This window comes from Peribacillus sp. AS_2, assembly GCF_026891895.1.
Taxonomy (GTDB): Bacteria; Bacillota; Bacilli; order Bacillales; family DSM-1321; genus Peribacillus; species Peribacillus frigoritolerans.
This window is the reverse complement of sequence record NZ_JAPTGA010000009.1, coordinates 41834-61557: the sequence shown is the minus strand read 5'-3', so window position 1 is coordinate 61557 and position 19724 is coordinate 41834. Positions and strand designations below refer to the sequence as shown.

Genomic DNA, 19724 nt, shown 5'->3' with positions numbered 1-19724 from the left:
TCAAGTTGGTGAAAACGGCCTTGCGTGACAATGAAAAATGACGCCATAGTCGTTCCCGCTTTCCTTCCAACGTTTTATCTCCTTTGATCGGAATGTCGTGATTGGCATTATATTAACGGATTCAAATGTGGATGGTCCTATCTTTGGTATTAAGGATGCCTCTTACACTATTTAATTTTCACCATGTTTCTGATATGCTTTTATCAATTGACAAAAGAAAGGTGTAGTTACGATGATAAAGGAATTCAGGGAGTTTATTACCAAAGGAAACGTTCTCGATCTTGCGATAGCTGTAGTAATGGGTGCTGCTTTTGGGAAGATCGTTTCATCATTAGTAGATAATATTATCACACCGCTAATAGGAATTTTATTAGGTGGGGTCAATTTTTCTTCATTATCTATCACAGTTGGAAAAGCAGATGTTCAATACGGTCAATTTATCCAAGCTGTGATTGATTTCTTGATCATTACATTTGCGATTTTCATGTTTATGAAGGTAGCGAATTCTCTTATTAGAAAAAAACAAGCGACCGAGGAAGAGGTATTGGAAGCGGTACCGGCATCCGAGCAATACTTAAAGGAAATCCGTGATCTTTTACAAAAAAACGCACGGCAGGATGAAACATCGTAAGTATATAAAGAATCAGTGAAAAAGTGCAGAAGTAGTCAAAAATCAGAATAAGAAAAAGCTCCTCTCTTAATTGAGAGGGGCTTTTTAATGTCATAATGAACTACGTATCCGTTACTATAACAAGACAGGCGACACTTATTAAATAACCGTGTGTCGGAATTCGTAAAGCAAAGTGACAGTAATGTTGGCAATCAAAAGAGACTCTCTATCAACCCAATAGCAAGTACTGCAGTAATAATTTTTACAACCCCCCTGCTTCTACATATTATTTACCGGCAATATTTATCCCGTAAGGCAAGGGTATACTTAACCGATTGTACTGTACCTTTTTCTTGATCTTCAATCATTTGTTCTAAAAGTTCTTTTGGAGGATAATAGTAATCCAATGGTTTAATGACACTTAAAGCATATAAGATTGAAAAAACACATCACTCCACACAGTTTTAGACATACCCACACATCTCCTCTCATTGAAGCTGGTGCAGGGATAAAATAGATATAAGAGAGATTAGGACATTCAGACGTAAATACAACAATTAACATCTACGCTCATATGACAAAAAATATTGAAGAAAAGACCTTCCATAAGTTCAGTGAACTTATGGAAGGTCTTTTCTAAATAGTGAAAGTAAGTTTTTTCAGAAACTGAAAGTTAGCAAAATGTTAGCAATCCACTCTCATCTTACTCCAAAACCCAGTCATACCAAGGGTTCTAGGCGATGATTACATCATAATCGAAGAAAACAGGGCTAAAAAATCTTATCATATAAACACTTTCTAAAAATTCATCACCAATAATCTTTTTAAAATTACACGAGGAAAAGCCGAGGACAAATTAAAGGGTCTGGTCTGGTATTACGATGAAGTATTTAAACATTAATAAAAATCGAAGAGCCTAAGCTTCTTTGATCTTTTTATATATAAATAATCTTCTTCATTAAGCAAGTTTTTGTAGCTTCCGAAACAAGAAATCGTTTGTAAGCCTCTTTGCCCTTTAGGTGCAATCAATAACGTTTGACTTGCAAAACTTAATGGCTTATTACAGTCTTTGCTACCTCATTCTAAATCAAGCATGGCCTTTGTCAAAAAAAAGCTTGCAAATTTAATCCCTAAAAGGGTAGAAACCGGGATCGGTTCTCAGCACCCCCATTATGAAAGCTTTTGTCCTATTGATAATTCGTTGAACCCATGCCCTTAATTATTGTTTTTACATGTATGTTTATTTTTGATTTTGCCAGAGTGTTCCCCCAGTCTTCTTGTACTTTTTTCCACTCTTGATAAGAGTAGGCTCTTGCATACAGACCAAGCCCTAATGGATCAATTTGAGACTTTTGTATTTTTTGAATTAATTGATTGGTTTCATTCTCAAGCTCATTTGCAATGCTTTTTTCAAGCTTTGCATAATCTTTTCGGACATCGAATGGAAAGAGTTGTTCGGATAGCGAGATTTGTAAATCTACATTTATATCAAATACAAAGCGTCCATTGAACTTTACTTTCTTCTTTACTTTCAAATCTGAAATGGAGAAGCTGATGTACGGTTTGCCCTTACTGGCGGATTCCATAGAAACCGGAATAGTTATGGAATAATCACCTTTTTGTTTACCTTCTAAAACATTTAATAATTGATTTTCTTCAGGTGATATTGTTATTTTATACTGGCCGGACTGAGCTAGCAGTGCGGAGCCTGTTAGCTCGATTCTTTTTTCCTTTTTGATTTGGGTGATCCACGCCGTTCTCCCTTTGTCCTTCATTTGTCTGTGAAAATCCTGGAGGGTCGTTTCTTTCACAATATTCCTCTTGGCGGCAGCATCAATTAAACTTGTTAAATATAGAGATAGTCGCGGTTTATCTGCTGGTTTATTGAAAATAACATCTGCAACAGTTCCATCTACAGCGACAACACGCGCGGTTACTGTATTTTTAGGGTCCCTAAAGAAAGGATCGAGATAGTCAAACCAATCCTTCTTTTTAAGCAGTCGTTTTCCCACCAAAAACACTTGCGTTTTACTTCCTGATGTTAATCCTATTACCCTCGCATCAAATTTTTCTCTTGAATGTCGGAGGGTGTATGATTTAACTTCATACACTTCTTCCTTATCTTTTGCCTCTTTACTAAATATCGGGCTTGACATATACACTAATAAATTATCCTCTTCATCTAAATCGAGGCCTAAAATAAGTGAGACGCTAACTTCCTCTATTGGTGTAGCATCCATACACCCAGAGAGTATCATTACAAGGATTAAAAGACACAATCCTATTTTTCGGCTCATGAAAATCTCCTCCCTGAAAATCTCTCATATCCCCAACTGTAAATCCATAAAAAAACGGGAAACACATATGCTACCGCAATCCCGCCATTCGAAGCCCATTTTTGCCAGATTGTAACTTGCATCCATGTTGGTTGAACAAAAAATGTGCCCACGACGAGTAAACCTAACAAAACGGGCACATATAAACTATGATCCTGCTTATTCATTAATTGACTGAAACTAAAGACCGTACAGTACATGTACAAGATCCAGGCTCTTGAGGAAAAAAGAATCAAAATATTCAATATAACCACGTCAAGACGCTCAATAAACGGGAATTCAATCACTTTGAGCATACTTAGGACAGGCTGATTAAAATCGGTAATGCTATCGGGACTAAAGAACACAAAACAGCTAATGGTTACAAAGAGATAAAAGAACATCGATAAGGTGTTGGCAATAATAATTCCATGAATGGCATATTGCTTTTTCTTTAAGAAAGGATAAAAGAAAAAGACAAGCTCAAACCCTAGGAACGAATAAATGACCGGCGGCAGGGTATCTGAAATTGACTTCCAACCAACTTTAAACAATGGAAGCAAATTCAAGAAACTTCCATCTTTTAATGGAAACAAAAGAACTACCGGGAGCCACATCGTCATATAGAAAATCAATTCATTATATCTTCCAATAACACGGAGACCATTCCTGACTATAAATAATACCGGGATTGAAAATAACAATACAATTAAGTAATCAGGTGTATTGGGAAGAAACCATGCCTTTATATAAAGAAAAGTGTTAATAAATATAATCAAAGAAAAGCTTAAAGTGTATCCAAGAATAATAAAAATAGCCACTTTACCCAGTGTTTTTCCAAAAAATCGGATAAGAAGATCGTAAAGCGTGTCATTTGGGTACTTCTCAGCCGTTTTCACCATAATAATACTGGCAGCAACGCTTAATATCCAACCAATGATGATGCCCATCCAGCCGTCTGTTCCACCCTTTTCGGCAACAACTCTAGGAAGCGACAAAAAACCGACCCCCATTTGGGTCCCAACAATTAAAAAAATATATTGCAGGATGGTGATTTCATTATGAGTGTATTTTTTCATTTTCCTCACCTTATCTTTTAGGCTTTCCCTGACGATTGGATTGAATGGTCCTTACACTTTTTGGTCGTGTAATCATTTTCCATAAAGGAAAACGAATAAATGAGTCCTTCATATCAGCAAACCGGAAAGGAGCTAATGGGCTTGCATACTGAGTCCCCAGCGATTCAAGACTAATTAAATGGGCCATCAACGTCATGGCACCAATCATGATTCCGGTAGTTCCAAACATGACTGCTAATAACATCATGGGAAATCGCAGCATTCGGATAGCCGTCCCCATGTCATAACTTGGAATGATAAAAGAGCCGATTGCCGTTGCAGAAACGATAATCACCATAATATTGCTTACTATACCTGCCTGAACAGCTGCCTGTCCGATCACAATTCCTCCCACAATTCCAACCGTTTGGCCTATTGGAGCCGGAAGACGAACGCCTGCTTCTCTCATCATTTCAATGGTAACCTCCATCAGGAGTGCTTCTATGATTGGCGGAAAGGGCACAACCACCCGTGATTCGGCTATGGATAAAAAAAGCTTTAAAGGAATGACTTCGTAATTATAGGATATAATGGCTACATATGTTGAAGGTAGAAATAATGTGATCATAAAAGCGAAAAAGCGCAGCAACCGTATCAATGATGCAGCTAACCAACGTGTGCTGTAATCATCAACACTCTGAAGAAAAGATACTAATGTTACCGGAGCAATTAAAACAGATGGCGAACGATCGACGATAACGACAAATCGACCTTGAAGAATTTGTGAAGCTGCTGCGTCCGGCCTCTCTGTTAATATAAACTGAGGAAACGGGGAATATGGGTTATCTTCAATGAGTTCAGATAGTTCACCAGTATTAATTATCACGTCCACTTGAATTTGTTTGATTCTGTCTTCAAGTTCCTGCAGTACTTCTTCACTAGCAACATCTCCCAAATAAACTATAAAGACCTTTGACTTTCCGCGAACACCAACTGTAAGTTCCTTTATGATCAATTCTCGGTTAGGAATATACCTTCGCAACATTGCTACATTCTGACTTCCGGTCTCTACAAATCCCTGGTGGGCACCTTTCAGTGATGTTTCTAACTTCGGATCTTCAATCGCTCTTTGAGGCCATCCTTTTGTATCCAATAGAAACGCTTTAGTTTCCCCTTGGATGAATAAGGCGCTGTCACCTGCAAAAAGTGCATCTTCAACGAATTTCCATGAATGGACGTCTTCAACATCCCCTACAGTTGTAGGCAATCCCTTCTTTGGGTCGAAAGAGGATTGCATCACTGCACTTAGAACATTATTGCTTATTGAATTTTTATCTGTTAAACCATCTACGTATACTAAAGCTGCCTTTGTTCCCTTTCCGGCTAATTCGAAGTGGCGAATCACCAGATCCGGAGCATGGTGAAACATCTGCTGAAGTACTTGTATATTCATCGATAAATCAGGATACAGCGGATAATGATCTATCGAACTAAGTTTTTCTGAATAAACATTTTGGTTTGTTTGCTTGTATTTAGAATAACGTTTCCTTTTAAATAAACCGGAGAAAAAAATATGAAACGCCCCCTTTCTCTCAGATTTATCATTTCTCGCATAAGAAGAAATATACTCTATGCTGTAAAAAAATTAGACTATGACGGAAGCAAGTAAAACATACGCCAGTTTGGAACAAAATGGAGTTTAACTTCAAAATTGTAAACTAAACACCTACAAGAATAAAGAAATCCTAGGATCCTTGTTATGTAAGGAAGTAGGCTTTCTTTTAAGTTATTTTTTGGCTTTTCTCTATTTTTTAAGGTGCGGCTGCCATCGCGGCCGTATCGCCTATTATAAAAGCCAGTCCCCCTAGTCCTCCATGTATGTCATAGCTTCGCTTGTTATACGAGATCTGCGTCCCAACCAGCCTCAAACATGTTTCTACAAGTAGGGGGCGGACGGTTTAGGTCACGGGATCAAGTCCCACGCACCCGTACGTCCTACCCTGGCTACTGATATAATAGATTCTATTAAAAAAAGGTCAACCAGTAAAAACTGGCTAACCTTATAATACGAACGCACCCGTTAGCTGAAGTATTTTATTTCACAAACTTTCACTTGGAGTAATAAGATATTTAATATTTATTCATTTAAATGCTTTAATAGCCTTTTGTTTAATTCCCAAAATGCAGTTTTATTGCTATCCCATTTCAAAAGCGTTACTGCCTCTTCAAAAGATAACCATTTGTAATTGAGGTGTTCTTTTGATAATGAAATATCTTTTCTAGGAACTTTAACACCAAAAGAAAATTCTTTTATTACATAAACGTCTTCTCCCCAAAGGAATTTCCCAACCACATCCTCTCTACTGGTAGTGAAGACATAGAATCTAATTTAAAATATGGATAATCACCTACAATGCCAGCCTCTACAAATGCTTCTCGTTTTGCTGATTCGTTAGGAGTCTCATCATCTTCTCCATCACCAGCTAATCCCTGCCAACATCCATAATTGATTATATAAGGAAATATCAAAACTTGATATGGTGCCCTCATTGCTTAACTCCTCTTAAATATAAAATTAAATTTGACCCCTTCTTCCACCATCCTGCCACTTTAGTTCCATTAGAAAAAGGCGCCCGCAACAACCCCTGTTATTGAAGTAAAGCACCTGCTAGTTCTATAAGAAAAGCGAACCTTCTTCAAGAATTGCGCCCTTTAATGGAACAACGAAAATAGAAACACAAATGTTAGCTTGTTTCTCTTGACTACCGCTCCCGTAAAATTCTCCACAAACCTTGCTGCTAATTAAAATCATTACAGGAATGTGTACTGTTAATACGAATTTAAGCACGATTATAAGTTCCCTTTATAAACTCTATAATTACCAGACAGGTTTTAGCCTCGATGATAGTTTATCTTCATTTTCTTCATAAACTAATTTTGTTAAATCTTCTTTGAGCATTTGCAGGCGTTCAGCACCTATCTTTTCAATCCAACGTTGCTCAATTTCAGTTAGTATCTTCTCTTTTGCTTTCACAACTAACCAACCTCGTTCAGTCAAAACAATAATTTTCCCTCTCTTATCAGTGAGATGAGCTTTGCGCATTACATAGCCACTTTTCTCAAGATAATCCACCATTTTACTCACAGCTTGCTTTGTAATTCCTAAATATTCGGCAAGTTCTATACCTGTTGCACCATTGGGAGTGATACATTTAAACATAAAACCATGTGCAGGTCTAATATCTCCAAATCCCAATTCACTCAATCTGTCATGTAATTCAGTAATTGATGTACTAAAGGATAATGATAAAAGTGTTGTAAGGTCCAACTCACTAAATATTTCATGATTCATACATAAAGCCTCCTTAAATAAAGTCAATTAGATTGACTTTATTTTAAATCCATTGTACTATACGCAATGTAGTCAATCAAATTGACTATAATTCGATTATAAAAAAATTAATACATTATGGAGGGTTCTCATGGCTATCGTTAAAATTAGAGGAAGTGTATTTGCACCATATGCTTGGTTGGAACCTATTAAAGATACTGCAACAGAAAAGATATTCGAATACACTGGTGATGCACGTGAATTTTCACCAAACGCTGTAAACACTATGCGGTCAAGATTAGAGCAAGAAGTGATCATTGATTTTTATAAAAAAGAAATTTTCACATATACAAATGCTTGTATCGTAACTGTAAAAGTTACAAATCCAGATGGTTCTATTGATTATAAAAAAGGAAAAACAAGTACAGAAAACATTGGATATATTAATGTTGCCTGGGGCACTGATGAAGTTTCTTTTGAAATGAGGGCAAGTGCAAGAAATCCTTTAAATGCAGCAGCACCTGCGGCTGATTATTTATTAACTATACATGTTAACAAGAGTGGTGCTGCACAGATTGAAGGTGCACATGATGGGTTCCCCTGCTATGAATTTTATAAACAAACAAATTTCGGTCCATTTGAATTAATATATACACACGATTTCAGAAAAACTGGTGACACTCCGGCAGCACTAGCTGGGGAAATGGAATACAGTTTTAAAACGACAATCTAGATATAAATATTAAGTAGACGATTACAAGCAGCAACAAATATTAAATGAAAAGCAATTGATCAAACGAAGGAAACTTGTGATCTGTTTTGCTCAATGGGTCAATATTATTATTACCCAAAATAAATCAAGAATTACAGAGGTGTGCCTCATGACAAATATCGTTAAAGTTAGAGCAAGTGTATTTATTCCAATGTCTTGGACTGAACCTAAGAAGGATACTCAAACAGGAAACATTATTCAATTTGAAGGTGATGCACGTGAATTTACACCTTATGCGGTAAACGCTATGCGTTCTAGAGTGGAACAAGAAGTAGTTGTAGATTTTTACAAAAAAGAAATTTTCACATATGCGAATACGGGCATAACAACAGAAAGAATCACAACTCCTGATGGTTCCGTTAATAAAAGAACTGGAAAAGCTAATACGGAAGGCATTTTGTGCACTGATGTTGTTCGGGGGTCATATGACGTCAAATTTCAGATGAGTGCAAGTGCTAGCAACCCATTAAATGTATATGCACCTCCGGTTGACTATCTATTAACTGTACATGTCAAAAAGGATGGTATTGTCGATATGCAAGGTGCACATGATGGATTCCCTTGTTTTGAATTTTATAAGCAAGTAAATTTTGGTCCATTTAAGCAACTTCATACTCATGACTTCAGAGAAACTGGTGATACACCTGAAGCTCTAGGCGGAGAAATGGAGTATTATTTTAAAAAGATATTGTAAAGACAATATGATTCCCTTTTTAGTGAATAAATATATAACAACAAAAGAGTGACTTATAGGAGGAAAAGAGAATGACAACAATTTTATTTGTAAAAGCAAACAATCGTCCAGCAGATCAATCAGTTAGTGTAAAATTATATGAGGCTTATTTAGCGAGTTACAAAGAATCACATCCAAATGATAAAGTAATAGAGCTTGATTTATACAAGGAAGAATTGCCATATGTAGGAGTAGATATGATTAATGGCACTTTTAAAACTAGTAGAGGACTTGAGTTAACAGCAGAAGAAGCAAAGGCAGTAACTGTTGCTGATAAATATTTAGATCAATTCCTTGCAGTTGATAAAGTTGTGTTTGGTTTCCCGTTATGGAACTTAACAATTCCAGCTGTACTACACACATATATTGATTATTTAAACCGCGCAGGCAAAACATTTAAATATACACCAGAAGGTCCAGTAGGTCTGATTGGAGATAAGAAAATTGCATTATTAAACGCAAGTGGCGGTGTATATTCTGAAGGACCAAAAGCTGAAGTAGAAATGGCTGTTAAATATGTAGCAAGTATGATGAGCTTCTTCGGTGTAAAAAATATAGAGAAAGTAGTGATTGAGGGTCACAATCAATTCCCTGATAAAGCAGAAGAAATTATTGCTGCAGGGCTTGAAAAAGCTGTTAAAGTAGCAAGTACGTTCTAATTAATAAAACACTTGTCACTCAATATAGCAGTACCACCACTTTTATAGCGGTGGTACTGTTTTTTTATTCGCTCATCTTGCTACTTTTGGGGGAGTTAGAACCCAATTGATGTAATATTTCTATTTAAATCTTATAAAAAGATGGAAAGAAGGATTACATTACAATGGAACGTTGAAAGACAAAATATATATAAACTTGATTTCCTTCTTCAACTATTCTGTTCTTTAGCTTGTACAATTCTTTAAAATCTCACAGACAAATATCAAATTTTCTTTTAAAATGATCTTCCACAATCTGGAACAATTGTTGAACAAAGATCAATACTCACTCTTGAACTAACCAGCCCCTTTAGTTCCATAAGAAAGTGTTGCGTAACAATCCTTTTGTTAAACTCAAGCACCCTTCTGCAAAATAAATAGGGAGAACATTCCCAAAAGAACCTCTCCCTGTTTTTTATTTAGCGGCAGTATTTATCCCTTAATGCAAGTGCATATCTAACCGTTTGCTCTGCACCTTTTTCTTGATCCTCAATCATTTGTTCTAAAAGTTCTGTTGGCGGATAATAGTAATTCAATGGTTTAATTACATATAAATCATAAGGAGGTTGTCCAACTTTAAATGCTCCTTGCACTAAAGAATAAGATAAAGCCCCTCTCTTAATTGAGAGGGGCTGTTTAATATCATAACGAACTACGAATCCGTTACTATAACTAGACAGGCGACACTTAACCGTTTATTTCATATGGTCGAAATTCTTCCTTACAAAATAAATTCACCCAATCTCCCACAGAAAAGGAAGCACTTTTTTCCCATTATTGTTAAAAATTCAAGAGAGGAAGAAATAAATATGCGTCATATTTTCGTCAATTCCACTACCCTTAGCGCTTTTCTTTTTCCACTTATTTAACTAAAGAGAAGCTTCCTCCGCTCAAGGAAAAGCTCCTTCCCTCCTAACTAGACTAAACCAGTTCATTCATTTCAGACTGGGCTAAATCACCAGCAGCTTTCACACGAATACGGGTTGCATTCCCAGGCATATATGCTAAAGGTACATCTTCTATGTCGACAATAACAAGCGTTTGAGGATCGGCTCCAGCACTGATCGCTTCTGTCATCGCTATTTCCTTGGCCTGTTCCAATGCCGCTTCCCTTCCTATTTCCGCTAGTGCATATACTTTTTCAATCTGCCCGCTAACCTGGGAGATAGCCGACCCAATGGCATTTGCTACACCTGAATGTAATGGGCGTATGACTTCAGATGCACCTTTTAATTCCTCGGGTAAGAGGATGCTTCCACCCCCAACGAGAATGACAGGCACTGGTGCCGCGCTTGTTTTCATCTTATCGATAGCTTCTTCGACCAGATTTACCATGCTTATATAGATTATATTTAATAGTTCCTTATCAAGGTGAGCAACTTTTGAAGCATCCCCAAGTTCCACTTTTCCAAGAGCCACAGCAACATCCGTTGTTGTTAAAGTATCACCTCCGAAAATCAAGGCTTTTTCTGGCAGTCGGTAACCGACACTGTCTGGTCCAATCGTGAACTCTCCATTTTCTCCTATCCGGATTATTGTACCTCCCCCAAGTCCAATCGAGATTAAATCAGGCATCCGGAAGTTCGTTCTGGCTCCTCCAATCTCTACTGCCAAAGAAGATTCCCTTGGAAACGATTGAACGAGGACTCCGATATCCGTAGTTGTTCCCCCAACATCCAAAACGATTGCATCGGTTAATTCACTCAAATATGATGCTCCCCTTAAAGAGTTAGTCGGACCGCAAGCAACAGTGAAGATTGGGTATTTGACTGCATATTCAATTGACATTAATGTCCCATCATTTTGGCAAAAGAATACTTTTGCCTCAATTCCTTCATTCTTCAATGCATTGATGAATCCGCCCGCAGTCGTTTTAGCAACATTCACGACAGCAGCATTAAGAATCGTCGCATTTTCCCTTTCCAGTAAACCGACTGAACCAATTTCTGAAGATAAAGAAATTGCGATTTCTTCTCCGAGTACTTCTTTGAAAATTTTACTTGCTCTTTGTTCGTGCGTTTGCGATACAGGTGAAAAGACAGAAGTTATCGCGATGGAATCCACTTTCCCCTTGATTTCTTCGGCAATTTGATACAAATGCGCTTCATCTAAATCAACAATCTCCCGGCCATCAAATTCATGTCCGCCGCGGATTAGGTATACGTATTTTCCGAGGACTGCGCGAAGGTCATCAGGTACGCCGATAAGCGGTTTAACCGCTAAAGTAGCCGGCGCACCAATACGGATTATGGCGATATTGTTTAATCTCTTTCGTTCAACAATAGCATTTGTACAATGGGTCGTACCCAGCATTGCATATTTAATTTGCTCCCTCGGAACCTTTGCGTCATCGATTATTTTTCTCATTGCTGTATATATGCCTATGGAAACATCCTCCGTCGTCGGTGATTTCGTTTCCGAAATGACCTGGTTATATTGATCTAAAAGCACTGCATCTGTATGGGTTCCCCCCACATCAATCCCTATTCGATAAACGCCCATTATACTAGCCCTCCTTTTTTCATTAGTTCTTCAACAGGAACATAACCGACTTCATAGCCAAAGTATTTTGGACCAACAGCTTCAATTCCCTTTTCCGTTCGCCACTTTGGATGGCAAGGCATTCCGATTACCACGCATCTTGCTCCATATCTGATCCCTTCAGTAGTGATCGGCAAGCCTGTTTCTGCATCAAGCACGGCAATCAAATCTGGAGTGACACATAGCAAGCGTTCTTCTGTCTGTGCAATTAAATGCTCGTTTTGGAATCGCACCTCGAGTTTTTTTCCCTTATACTCATTGATTCCCTCAAATGTTGCCACTCCTCTAGCAAATCCCGACTCTGTCTTGCGGTTGATGTCACTCACTTTTCCACGGAACAATTCAAACCCGTCTGCCTTATTCAACACTTCTTTTATTGGATCAACATTATTTTGCTTTGCAAGCCTTATCGTCTTGCCGATTTGTTCTTCTAAGGTCAGTATATTTTTAATTCCGCTTTCCTTAATATTCTTTCCTGTCATTGGATAAATCGCTGTCATTGTGGAACCGCCCATTTCAATCGTTGCTGCACGGGCAATCCTCTCTGTCCAGACATTGTTTATCGTTGAGAGCAGTGAAGTATTGCCTTTCTCATCCGCAAGCACCATCGGAGTAGCAGCAATTCCGTCCAAATAAAAAGTTACCATTTGCAATTCCGGAAATGCTCTCCCCATCCCATCAACATCCACCACAGGCAAGCCAAGCTTTGCAGCAAGTGCAAGGGGCACCATCGAATTCACTCCGCCAGCTTCAATCGGCATCGTTGCAAAAATCTTTTTTCCCAAATAAGATTCGAGGTTTTCGAAAGCTGCTGTTGCTTCTTCACCACTTGGAGCTTTTTCCAACATTACCGTCGGTGCTCCCATCATCGCGGAAGGAACCACTAATGCGTCATCAGGAACTTCATCCACATCTAACAATGTGATTTCCCCGTATTCTTCAATTGCCTGTAAAGCCATTAGTTTACCAATGTAAGGATCACCTCCTCCGCCTGTTCCGAGTAACGCCGCACCTACTGCTATATCTTCAATTTCCTGTTTACCTAATTTCCTCATTTTCCCGAACCCCCATTTTTCAAAAATTATGATGCGATATGATCCCTATTCTCTTTTTTCCATTTGATGGATTTTATTAATAACACACCTGCGTAATAGATAATGCCGCTTATTAAAAGGGAATTAATAGATGGTATGCCAACTGTAATAAAATAGCCGCTTGCAAATCCTGCTGCCCAGGCAACTAAGGTAACTGGATTCAATTTTTCAGGCTCTGATGGCAATGTTCCTTTCTCTCTGCTTTCATCAAGAGCTTTTCGATACGTTTTCAGCACGAAATAATCAACCACCATAATACCTGCTATTGGAGGTATCATGATTCCAAGTAAAACAAGGAAGTCTACAAATCTATCGAGAATGCCCATAATGGAAAGCAAAGTTCCGATAGCACCAATTACAAGTGTAACGAGTCCTCGATTCACCTTGACCTTAAAAACAGAATCGAAAATATTAGTAAAGCCCAGAGAAGAGGAATATAAATTTACGTTATTAATTTTCACTGTGGAAAAAACGACAACTGCAGCGCCAAGCCAGCCAGACGTTTGCAGCATGATGCTTACAACATCGCTCGTTTTTGCTGCATGGGCCATTAACACAGCGATCATTCCTACACCAAGTTCACCCACTAATGTACCAATGGTGGTCATCCAAAAAACATCCTTGCCGTTTCGGGCAAACCGACTGAAGTCAGGTGTGATTACGGCACCAATAATAAATCCTCCCGCAACCATTGTTGCACCAACGCCAAGGGAAAGACTTTCTCCCGGAGGAGGCGTGCCCATTAAACTAAAAATGGAATGATCACCGAGAACTTGATAGATGCCAATCCCTACCACTAATAGAAAGGCAGGAACGGTAATTTTGGCTGTCATGCTCAATAGTTTAAAACCAAATATAACCAGTACAGTTACGCCTAATCCGGTTATGGCAGCTGCAATTGGGAGGGGCAATTTGCCGCCGGCAGCTTCCACCAAACCATTTGCAAAAACAGTATTCTGCACTCCAAACCAGCCTATTGTACAAAAAGCGATGACCGCGCCAATGATACTCGAACCATACCTGCCGAACCCTGTCCAACGTGACAAAAGACTAGTTGAAAGGCCTTCACGTGCACCTGCATAACCGATTAGAAAACTTATAACCTGTAAAATGACACTTCCAAACATCATGGCCCAAAATGCCTGCCAAAAGGTCATTCCGTATCCTAATGCCGCACCCAGCATAAATTGAGAAAGTGTAGCTAGGGCACCAACCCTGACAATCATGATATCCCACATTGGCAATCTAGCATTTTGCGGCACTCTTGATAGAGAGTAATCGTCACCCAACTTTGTATGATCTTCCATAAATTCACCCCCTATAATTTACTCCTCAGCTTTATCAATCAACTTGGAGATTTCCCTGCCTTTTGAAGATCTTTTGCAACACCATTATTTGAATATTCAATTAATTATTTTTAAATGAATTAACCTTTTGTGTATCCTCCTTCTTAAAAAGTCTATGAACGTTTTACTCTCTGTTTAGAAGGTGGTGTCATGTAGGTCAATCGGCTTTGTTTAACCCCCATAGCAATTAAAGTTTCAAGCATCTTTGTGGCTGCAAATGCGGGATCGATAACCGGAACATCATAACCTTTTTGCGATAATCGTTCCTGAAGCTCCGTTGCAACACCCATAAAGCCTGTACACCCTAACACTAACGCATGTGCCTTGTCCTGTTCAATCGCTTTTATCATTTCATCAAACAATGCATTTTTTAACTTTTCCTTATCTTGAATTTCCAGAACAGGAATATTTACATATCTAATTGAGGCGACATTACCATCTACACCTAGAGTTTTACTTATGTTTTCAATCATAGGCACAACATTGGGCAGTACCGTTACAATAGAAAAGGATTTTGCTAATGAGCTCGCAACAAGCAAAGAAGACTCACACGGTCCAACAACTGGGATATCCAATATTTCTCTTGCAGGCTTCACACCTGGATCTCCAAAACAATCACTAATTACACCCTGATACCCCTCATCTTGAGCCTGCTTTGCTTTTTCCAGGAAATTAGGTATACAAAGTGCTTCATCATATTCGCTTTCAATTGATTCAGGTCCATAATCAAGATTGCAAACTCCTACTTCAGTGTTTTCGAAAACATAAGATTTAATCTCTCTTCTAATTTCCTCATTAAAAATGTCCGATATAACCGGCATGATTACTTTAATTTTAATTGGAATACACTCCTTTATTTTTATTGGACCTGCTAAACCAATTTTTTTCTTTGGCATGATTTTATTATTTATACCCCCCCCCTTTAGGCAACCATTCCGTTTCTGCCACTGTTTTGACTTCATATTATTTCAAACCGTGGATATCTTCTCACTTTTTCCATCTTTAGAAATAATGTTTTAAAGACTTTCATATGTTCCCCTTAGACATTCACTTCCTTTTTGGCTATTCACTTTTGGACAGTGGCCCATATTTCCTCTCTATATCTCTAAACATGGAGCTGATGAATCGATCTGCAATCTGAACTTGTTCCATTAAATCCTGTCCCTCATACAAGTTTATACCCCAGAATACTCCATTGCCGAGTAAAACAAATTGCTTAATGATTTGGTCCACTTCGTCAGTAGAAAGGCTCGGATAACTCTGCCTCAAGAGATCCTCAAGTGAACTGACCATCCAATCATTAAAATGCAATAAATACTTTTGTAAATATAATTTAATTTCCGGAATGGGTGACGTAACCAACGAAATATACGCCATAGTCCCTTGCTCATCATCTTTGTGGTACTTAACGATCCCATGAAGCATTTCACTAAAAATTCGATCAACAGATCGTGAACTTGTTTCAGCTAAAATTCGTTTCATTTCAGCTAAATGGTTATCAAGTAAATGTTGAAATGCAGCGATGAATAATTCCTCTTTGTTTTTATAAAAAAAATAAATGGATGCTGGTTTTATTCCCACTTCATCCGCAATTTTCTTCATGGTAGCTCCTTGGTATCCATGTAGTGAATAATGCAAAAGAGCTGCATCTATTAATTCTTGCCTTTTCAATTCATCCCCACCTAACGTTTATTAGGTAAATTATAAAACGTATATTTCAGAAAAACAATAATTTTCTGATTTTTCTAGTTGAATAACTAATATTATGATTACAGTAGTTATAAAGAAAACAAAACATTGACCAGCTTTAAGTACAAAACTTAGAGTAGGCCAACACTCGCTTTCCTGTTTGATAATGGGCAATTTATCCAGAATAACAGTCCGTAGATGGTTGACCTATTAGTATGTACTTTTTGTTGGATCCAGATAGCCGATTCACCGTTCAAAAATCATTTTGTTTATATTTCCAAAAATAAAAAAAAAATCCATTTATCATTAAATAATGAAAAATGGATTTTAATAAACTTTTATAAGATTCTAGTTATAGACCCAGGTAATCCGTTTTAAAGACTCTTCCGACAAATTGAAAAATCACGGAGGTTTTGCAATGACGACAAAGGCTTTCTTGATTATTTATACCCATTTTTCACCTTAGAAATATGTGCATGATCATAAATCTCCTCTCTCCTTATATTTTTATATTTATTATTATAAGGAGGAGGATCATTTAGCAAGCTACAGGTTATAAACAGTTCTCTTATTTACACTTTTAAACGTTAAGAATTTCGTTGTAATGAAGGAGAATAAATTCGAAAACGAAATAATCGTTTCCCTCCAGAGGGGATGCAATTACATTGTTTCATAGTTTTTTATTTCAAATTCATTTAGAGGCCGATTAATCGACTTACTCAATTTTTTAATAAGCTCTTGGTAATCCTTAGTATCATTGGGATCTATACCTTCTCTGACGTTTAATATCTCGTATCGGTCATACTGTTCTGGAATAAGTTTTCCGTCTACATGGATATAAAGCCTATATTTGATCCTCAGATTCATATTACCATCTCCTTTACTATCAGTTCGATATTGGGTGCTATTTTCCTGCAAGAAAAAAAGCCTATATGTGATGCTCCACTATCTATTCATTTATAACCCGAATGTTCGTAGCTCGTATTATCTCAAAACCTCTTATTTATATATATTACATTTGAGGAGCACATATACCCGAAGAATCATAAGGAGGAATTGTTATATAAATTATAGAACAGCATATTAATGAATATGCTGTATTGAATAAACCTGAATACTTTGTTCTTACTGCATAAATTGTCCAATACGATAAAACTAGTGTATATGGAGGTTTTTTAATGAATCACCTCGAGCCAGTATTAGAAATGTATAACTATCACGCATGGGCAAATGGAGTCATCATCGATCGGTTAAATGAACTTCCAGAACACATTTACCATAAGGAAATTCAGAGTGGTTTTTCGTCGGTATCAAAAGTGTTGTCTCACATTTATCTGACAGATTACACGTGGTTTGATATTATCTCTGGTATAAGTATGGATGAAGCAATGGCATCTTCTAGTGAATTAAAAGAAGAGGTGGAAAAGAAAAGTATTGAGGAAATGAAAAAAATATTTATAGACTTGTACGAAAGAAACAAAGCACTTCTGAGTACAGAGGATATGGAAAAGGTAATGGTTGTGGATAACCCATATGCTGGGTCGCTTGAAACTACCATTTCCGAATCGGTATTACACGTTGTCACTCACGGATCATATCATCGTGGCAATATAGCTACCATGTTACGGCAAATGGGGCATACTTCCGTTATGCAAGATTTTGGTCTTTACCTTTATACAAAATAGAACACCAAACTATATACCATTTCCTGAATAGGGGGATGTATCGATGGATGAACTAGTTGGCTCTTGTGTTCGCTGTGCACATGATGTGTATTGTACGGCTGGTTTTCTGAACGGTATTCTTTTAGATAACAAGAATATCTTATGTTTTAATTGTAAGGATATTTTAAATGCGATGATCAAAGAAGAAAGTTTGGAGGAGGATAATCAAAACTAGATGTTTAAATAGGTCATGCCAAATTAATGGCATGACCTATTTTGCCCGATGAACAGTCAGATTGACCTTGTTGGTTTCACACATGAACGTTGAGAGGTGCACAGGCTGGTCGTTTGCATCGAAAGCAATCTTCACTATTCTAAATAAATTTGCGCCAATATCGCATTCTAAATATTTAGCATGGATTTTTGTAGCACCAATCACGTCTATAATTTTATCGTTACTGACTATTTCGGTATGGTAATCTTCCAATAGGATCTTATAAGTTGATTCATCCCTTGCAATCTTCTTTTCCAAATCCGGAAAACGAAGTAACGAATAATGAGCGGTATCGTAGAATAGCGGACGCTCATCTACATACATGAGTCGTTCCAGTTCGAGAACGGGGCTTCCTTCTTCAATGAGGAGATGACCTGCAACATCCTTTGGTGCTGCTATGACCTCACTTCTTAAGATCCGGGAATTCGGTATCTTCCCAAGCTGATGACTAAACTCTGAGAATCCACTTATGGATAACAACTCATTATGAAACTTATTAGATGCAACAAAGGTACCCCTGCGCGGAATACGTGTCAGTGTTCCTTCCTTCACCAATTCCTCGATTGCTTTTCGAATGGTGATGCGGCTGACGTTATAAGTTTCACAAAGCTCTGCTTCGGTTGGGATTTGTTCATCTGGTTTGTATTTACCGTTCTGAATATCATTCTTCAACATTTGCCTTATTTGCATATATAGTGGCTGGGGGGTTGAAGGATTTAAATTCATATTAGATTCATCCTTATCCGTCAAAAATTTATTATTTACTACCTATTATACATGATTTACAGTCCCAGTCACCACGCACCGAAATAGCTAATGGTTTTCGCAGCAGACTCTGTACCCAATTCTAAGCAATTTTCGATAGATTGCCCTTTCAATAATCCATAAATAAAACCGGAAATGAAGGAATCCCCCGCACCCATTGTATCCACCACATTCGCTTTAACGGCACTGCATTGATAAAATTGAATGCCGTCATAGGCAAGTGAACCATTTTCTCCTAAAGTGGCGACCGCAATTTTAGATCCTTGATTTTTTACATCTTTTAAAAATTGGCGGATAAAAGCATCATCCTTCGTATAAGAGAAAAAAGGATAATCAACAAACGGTGGTAAAGTCTTCACTAGATCGTGATCTAGCTGATCTGAGAAATCAAAAGACGTGAGCATTCCATTTTCTTTAAATAAGGAATAGTACTTATCCGCATGTCCCCAAATCCCTGAATGTATGAGCTGGTATGTTTGAATGTAATGGAGTTCTTCCGTCGTTAAGCGGAAATGTTTCATGACACCTTCATCGTATTCTCCAAACCTGCGGTCATTTCCTACCAGTTCAACAAAGGTAACAGCTGTTTTTCCTTCTTTCCGCGAAAGATGAGAAATATCAACACCTTTTTCCTGTATCGCTTTAACCATTTTTTCACTGTATTGATCGGAGCCCACCCAGCCGATATAAGCAGATTCAGCACCTAACCCTCTTAAATAGACAGCCACATTTAAAGGATTACCGCCAGGATAGACCTCCCCGCTCTTTTGATAAACATCCATACAGTTATCTCCGACTGTAACCGTTCTCATCATTTTCCCCCGCTTTCTTTAA

Annotated in this window: 18 protein-coding genes and 2 pseudogenes; 7 read left to right on the top strand and 13 right to left on the bottom strand. The window is 37.8% G+C overall.

The window, feature by feature from the left end; all coding sequences use genetic code 11:
- The first annotated feature begins 232 nt into the window (after positions 1-232).
- On the top strand, positions 233-631 hold the full coding sequence (mscL, locus tag OTG27_RS16860) for a large conductance mechanosensitive channel protein MscL (protein WP_268937492.1): 399 nt from the start codon (positions 233-235) through the stop codon (positions 629-631).
- 421 nt (positions 632-1052) lie between these two features.
- A pseudogene (locus OTG27_RS26520) lies at positions 1053-1250 on the top strand (tyrosine-type recombinase/integrase); the annotation flags it as partial.
- Between the two features lie 547 nt (positions 1251-1797).
- Here the strand turns inward: OTG27_RS26520 and OTG27_RS16855 are convergent.
- The 5 genes and pseudogenes from OTG27_RS16855 to OTG27_RS16835 all read right to left on the bottom strand — a co-directional run bounded on the left by OTG27_RS16855 (position 1798) and on the right by OTG27_RS16835 (position 7335).
- On the bottom strand, positions 1798-2907 hold the full coding sequence (locus OTG27_RS16855) for a Ger(x)C family spore germination protein (RefSeq protein WP_268937491.1): 1110 nt from the start codon (positions 2905-2907) through the stop codon (positions 1798-1800).
- Entirely contained in the window at positions 2904-4004 is a 1101-nt protein-coding gene (locus OTG27_RS16850; protein ID WP_268937490.1) for a GerAB/ArcD/ProY family transporter, read from the bottom strand. The genes OTG27_RS16855 and OTG27_RS16850 overlap by 4 nt, the downstream gene beginning before the upstream one ends.
- Before the next feature lie 10 nt (positions 4005-4014).
- Positions 4015-5436: a spore germination protein gene (locus OTG27_RS16845; RefSeq protein ID WP_374941265.1), complete on the bottom strand. Its 1422-nt coding sequence runs from the start codon at positions 5434-5436 to the stop codon at positions 4015-4017.
- A 684-nt stretch (positions 5437-6120) separates the two neighbouring features.
- Positions 6121-6533 (bottom strand): annotated as a pseudogene (locus OTG27_RS16840) (NUDIX hydrolase).
- 328 nt (positions 6534-6861) lie between these two features.
- A complete protein-coding gene (locus OTG27_RS16835) occupies positions 6862-7335 on the bottom strand; it encodes a MarR family winged helix-turn-helix transcriptional regulator (RefSeq protein WP_268937489.1) in 474 nt (157 codons plus the stop codon).
- A 130-nt stretch (positions 7336-7465) separates the two neighbouring features.
- On the opposite strand from OTG27_RS16835, the gene OTG27_RS16830 reads away from it, so the two are divergent.
- From OTG27_RS16830 to OTG27_RS16820, 3 genes are all read left to right on the top strand, one after another.
- A complete protein-coding gene (locus tag OTG27_RS16830; RefSeq protein WP_268937488.1) occupies positions 7466-8047 on the top strand; it encodes a DUF3238 domain-containing protein in 582 nt (193 codons plus the stop codon).
- A gap of 148 nt (positions 8048-8195) precedes the next feature.
- Positions 8196-8780 (top strand): DUF3238 domain-containing protein, encoded by a 585-nt coding sequence (locus tag OTG27_RS16825; RefSeq protein ID WP_268937487.1) that lies wholly within the window; start codon positions 8196-8198, stop codon positions 8778-8780.
- A gap of 71 nt (positions 8781-8851) precedes the next feature.
- The gene (locus OTG27_RS16820) at positions 8852-9478 is read left to right on the top strand and encodes an FMN-dependent NADH-azoreductase (protein ID WP_268937486.1); all 627 of its coding nucleotides are present in this window, start codon (positions 8852-8854) and stop codon (positions 9476-9478) included.
- A gap of 960 nt (positions 9479-10438) precedes the next feature.
- Here OTG27_RS16820 and OTG27_RS16815 read toward each other — a convergent pair.
- The 6 genes from OTG27_RS16815 to OTG27_RS16790 all read right to left on the bottom strand — a co-directional run bounded on the left by OTG27_RS16815 (position 10439) and on the right by OTG27_RS16790 (position 17054).
- Entirely contained in the window at positions 10439-12019 is a 1581-nt protein-coding gene (locus tag OTG27_RS16815) for a hydantoinase/oxoprolinase family protein (protein ID WP_268937485.1), read from the bottom strand.
- On the bottom strand, positions 12019-13113 hold the full coding sequence (locus OTG27_RS16810) for an S-methyl thiohydantoin desulfurase family protein (protein ID WP_268937484.1): 1095 nt from the start codon (positions 13111-13113) through the stop codon (positions 12019-12021). The genes OTG27_RS16815 and OTG27_RS16810 overlap by 1 nt, the downstream gene beginning before the upstream one ends.
- A 26-nt stretch (positions 13114-13139) precedes the next feature.
- Complete coding sequence (locus tag OTG27_RS16805) at positions 13140-14459, bottom strand: purine-cytosine permease family protein (protein WP_268937483.1); 1320 nt, start codon at positions 14457-14459, stop codon at positions 13140-13142.
- A 152-nt stretch (positions 14460-14611) separates the two neighbouring features.
- Positions 14612-15460: an aspartate/glutamate racemase family protein gene (locus tag OTG27_RS16800; protein ID WP_268937482.1), complete on the bottom strand. Its 849-nt coding sequence runs from the start codon at positions 15458-15460 to the stop codon at positions 14612-14614.
- A gap of 100 nt (positions 15461-15560) precedes the next feature.
- Positions 15561-16169 (bottom strand): TetR/AcrR family transcriptional regulator, encoded by a 609-nt coding sequence (locus OTG27_RS16795; protein WP_268937481.1) that lies wholly within the window; start codon positions 16167-16169, stop codon positions 15561-15563.
- Positions 16170-16847: 678 nt separating this feature from the next.
- Entirely contained in the window at positions 16848-17054 is a 207-nt protein-coding gene (locus OTG27_RS16790; RefSeq protein ID WP_053534520.1) for a hypothetical protein, read from the bottom strand.
- A 311-nt stretch (positions 17055-17365) separates the two neighbouring features.
- Between OTG27_RS16790 and OTG27_RS16785 the strand changes: the two genes are divergently transcribed.
- A complete protein-coding gene (locus OTG27_RS16785; protein WP_063576772.1) occupies positions 17366-17872 on the top strand; it encodes a DinB family protein in 507 nt (168 codons plus the stop codon).
- 43 nt (positions 17873-17915) lie between these two features.
- Positions 17916-18086: a hypothetical protein gene (locus tag OTG27_RS16780; protein ID WP_252297683.1), complete on the top strand. Its 171-nt coding sequence runs from the start codon at positions 17916-17918 to the stop codon at positions 18084-18086.
- Positions 18087-18122: 36 nt separating this feature from the next.
- On the opposite strand, the gene OTG27_RS16775 is transcribed toward OTG27_RS16780, so the two are convergent.
- On the bottom strand, positions 18123-18851 hold the full coding sequence (locus tag OTG27_RS16775) for a GntR family transcriptional regulator (protein WP_048678490.1): 729 nt from the start codon (positions 18849-18851) through the stop codon (positions 18123-18125).
- Between the two features lie 68 nt (positions 18852-18919).
- Complete coding sequence (frlD, locus tag OTG27_RS16770; RefSeq protein WP_268937480.1) at positions 18920-19702, bottom strand: fructoselysine 6-kinase; 783 nt, start codon at positions 19700-19702, stop codon at positions 18920-18922.
- Between the last annotated feature and the right edge of the window lie 22 nt (positions 19703-19724).

Excerpts from the sequence above, each read along its gene's own strand:
- mscL (WP_268937492.1), top strand. The coding sequence starts at position 233 with ATGATAAAGGAATTCAGGGAGTTTATTACCAAAGGAAACGTTCTCGAT.
- OTG27_RS16855 (WP_268937491.1), bottom strand. The coding sequence starts at position 2,907 with ATGAGCCGAAAAATAGGATTGTGTCTTTTAATCCTTGTAATGATACTC.
- OTG27_RS16850 (WP_268937490.1), bottom strand. The coding sequence starts at position 4,004 with ATGAAAAAATACACTCATAATGAAATCACCATCCTGCAATATATTTTT.
- OTG27_RS16845 (WP_374941265.1), bottom strand. The coding sequence starts at position 5,436 with ATGAATATACAAGTACTTCAGCAGATGTTTCACCATGCTCCGGATCTG.
- OTG27_RS16835 (WP_268937489.1), bottom strand. The coding sequence starts at position 7,335 with ATGAATCATGAAATATTTAGTGAGTTGGACCTTACAACACTTTTATCA.
- OTG27_RS16830 (WP_268937488.1), top strand. The coding sequence starts at position 7,466 with ATGGCTATCGTTAAAATTAGAGGAAGTGTATTTGCACCATATGCTTGG.
- OTG27_RS16825 (WP_268937487.1), top strand. The coding sequence starts at position 8,196 with ATGACAAATATCGTTAAAGTTAGAGCAAGTGTATTTATTCCAATGTCT.
- OTG27_RS16820 (WP_268937486.1), top strand. The coding sequence starts at position 8,852 with ATGACAACAATTTTATTTGTAAAAGCAAACAATCGTCCAGCAGATCAA.
- OTG27_RS16815 (WP_268937485.1), bottom strand. The coding sequence starts at position 12,019 with ATGGGCGTTTATCGAATAGGGATTGATGTGGGGGGAACCCATACAGAT.
- OTG27_RS16810 (WP_268937484.1), bottom strand. The coding sequence starts at position 13,113 with ATGAGGAAATTAGGTAAACAGGAAATTGAAGATATAGCAGTAGGTGCG.
- OTG27_RS16805 (WP_268937483.1), bottom strand. The coding sequence starts at position 14,459 with ATGGAAGATCATACAAAGTTGGGTGACGATTACTCTCTATCAAGAGTG.
- OTG27_RS16800 (WP_268937482.1), bottom strand. The coding sequence starts at position 15,460 with ATGAAGTCAAAACAGTGGCAGAAACGGAATGGTTGCCTAAAGGGGGGG.
- OTG27_RS16790 (WP_053534520.1), bottom strand. The coding sequence starts at position 17,054 with ATGAATCTGAGGATCAAATATAGGCTTTATATCCATGTAGACGGAAAA.
- OTG27_RS16785 (WP_063576772.1), top strand. The coding sequence starts at position 17,366 with ATGAATCACCTCGAGCCAGTATTAGAAATGTATAACTATCACGCATGG.
- OTG27_RS16780 (WP_252297683.1), top strand. The coding sequence starts at position 17,916 with ATGGATGAACTAGTTGGCTCTTGTGTTCGCTGTGCACATGATGTGTAT.
- OTG27_RS16775 (WP_048678490.1), bottom strand. The coding sequence starts at position 18,851 with ATGAATTTAAATCCTTCAACCCCCCAGCCACTATATATGCAAATAAGG.
- frlD (WP_268937480.1), bottom strand. The coding sequence starts at position 19,702 with ATGAGAACGGTTACAGTCGGAGATAACTGTATGGATGTTTATCAAAAG.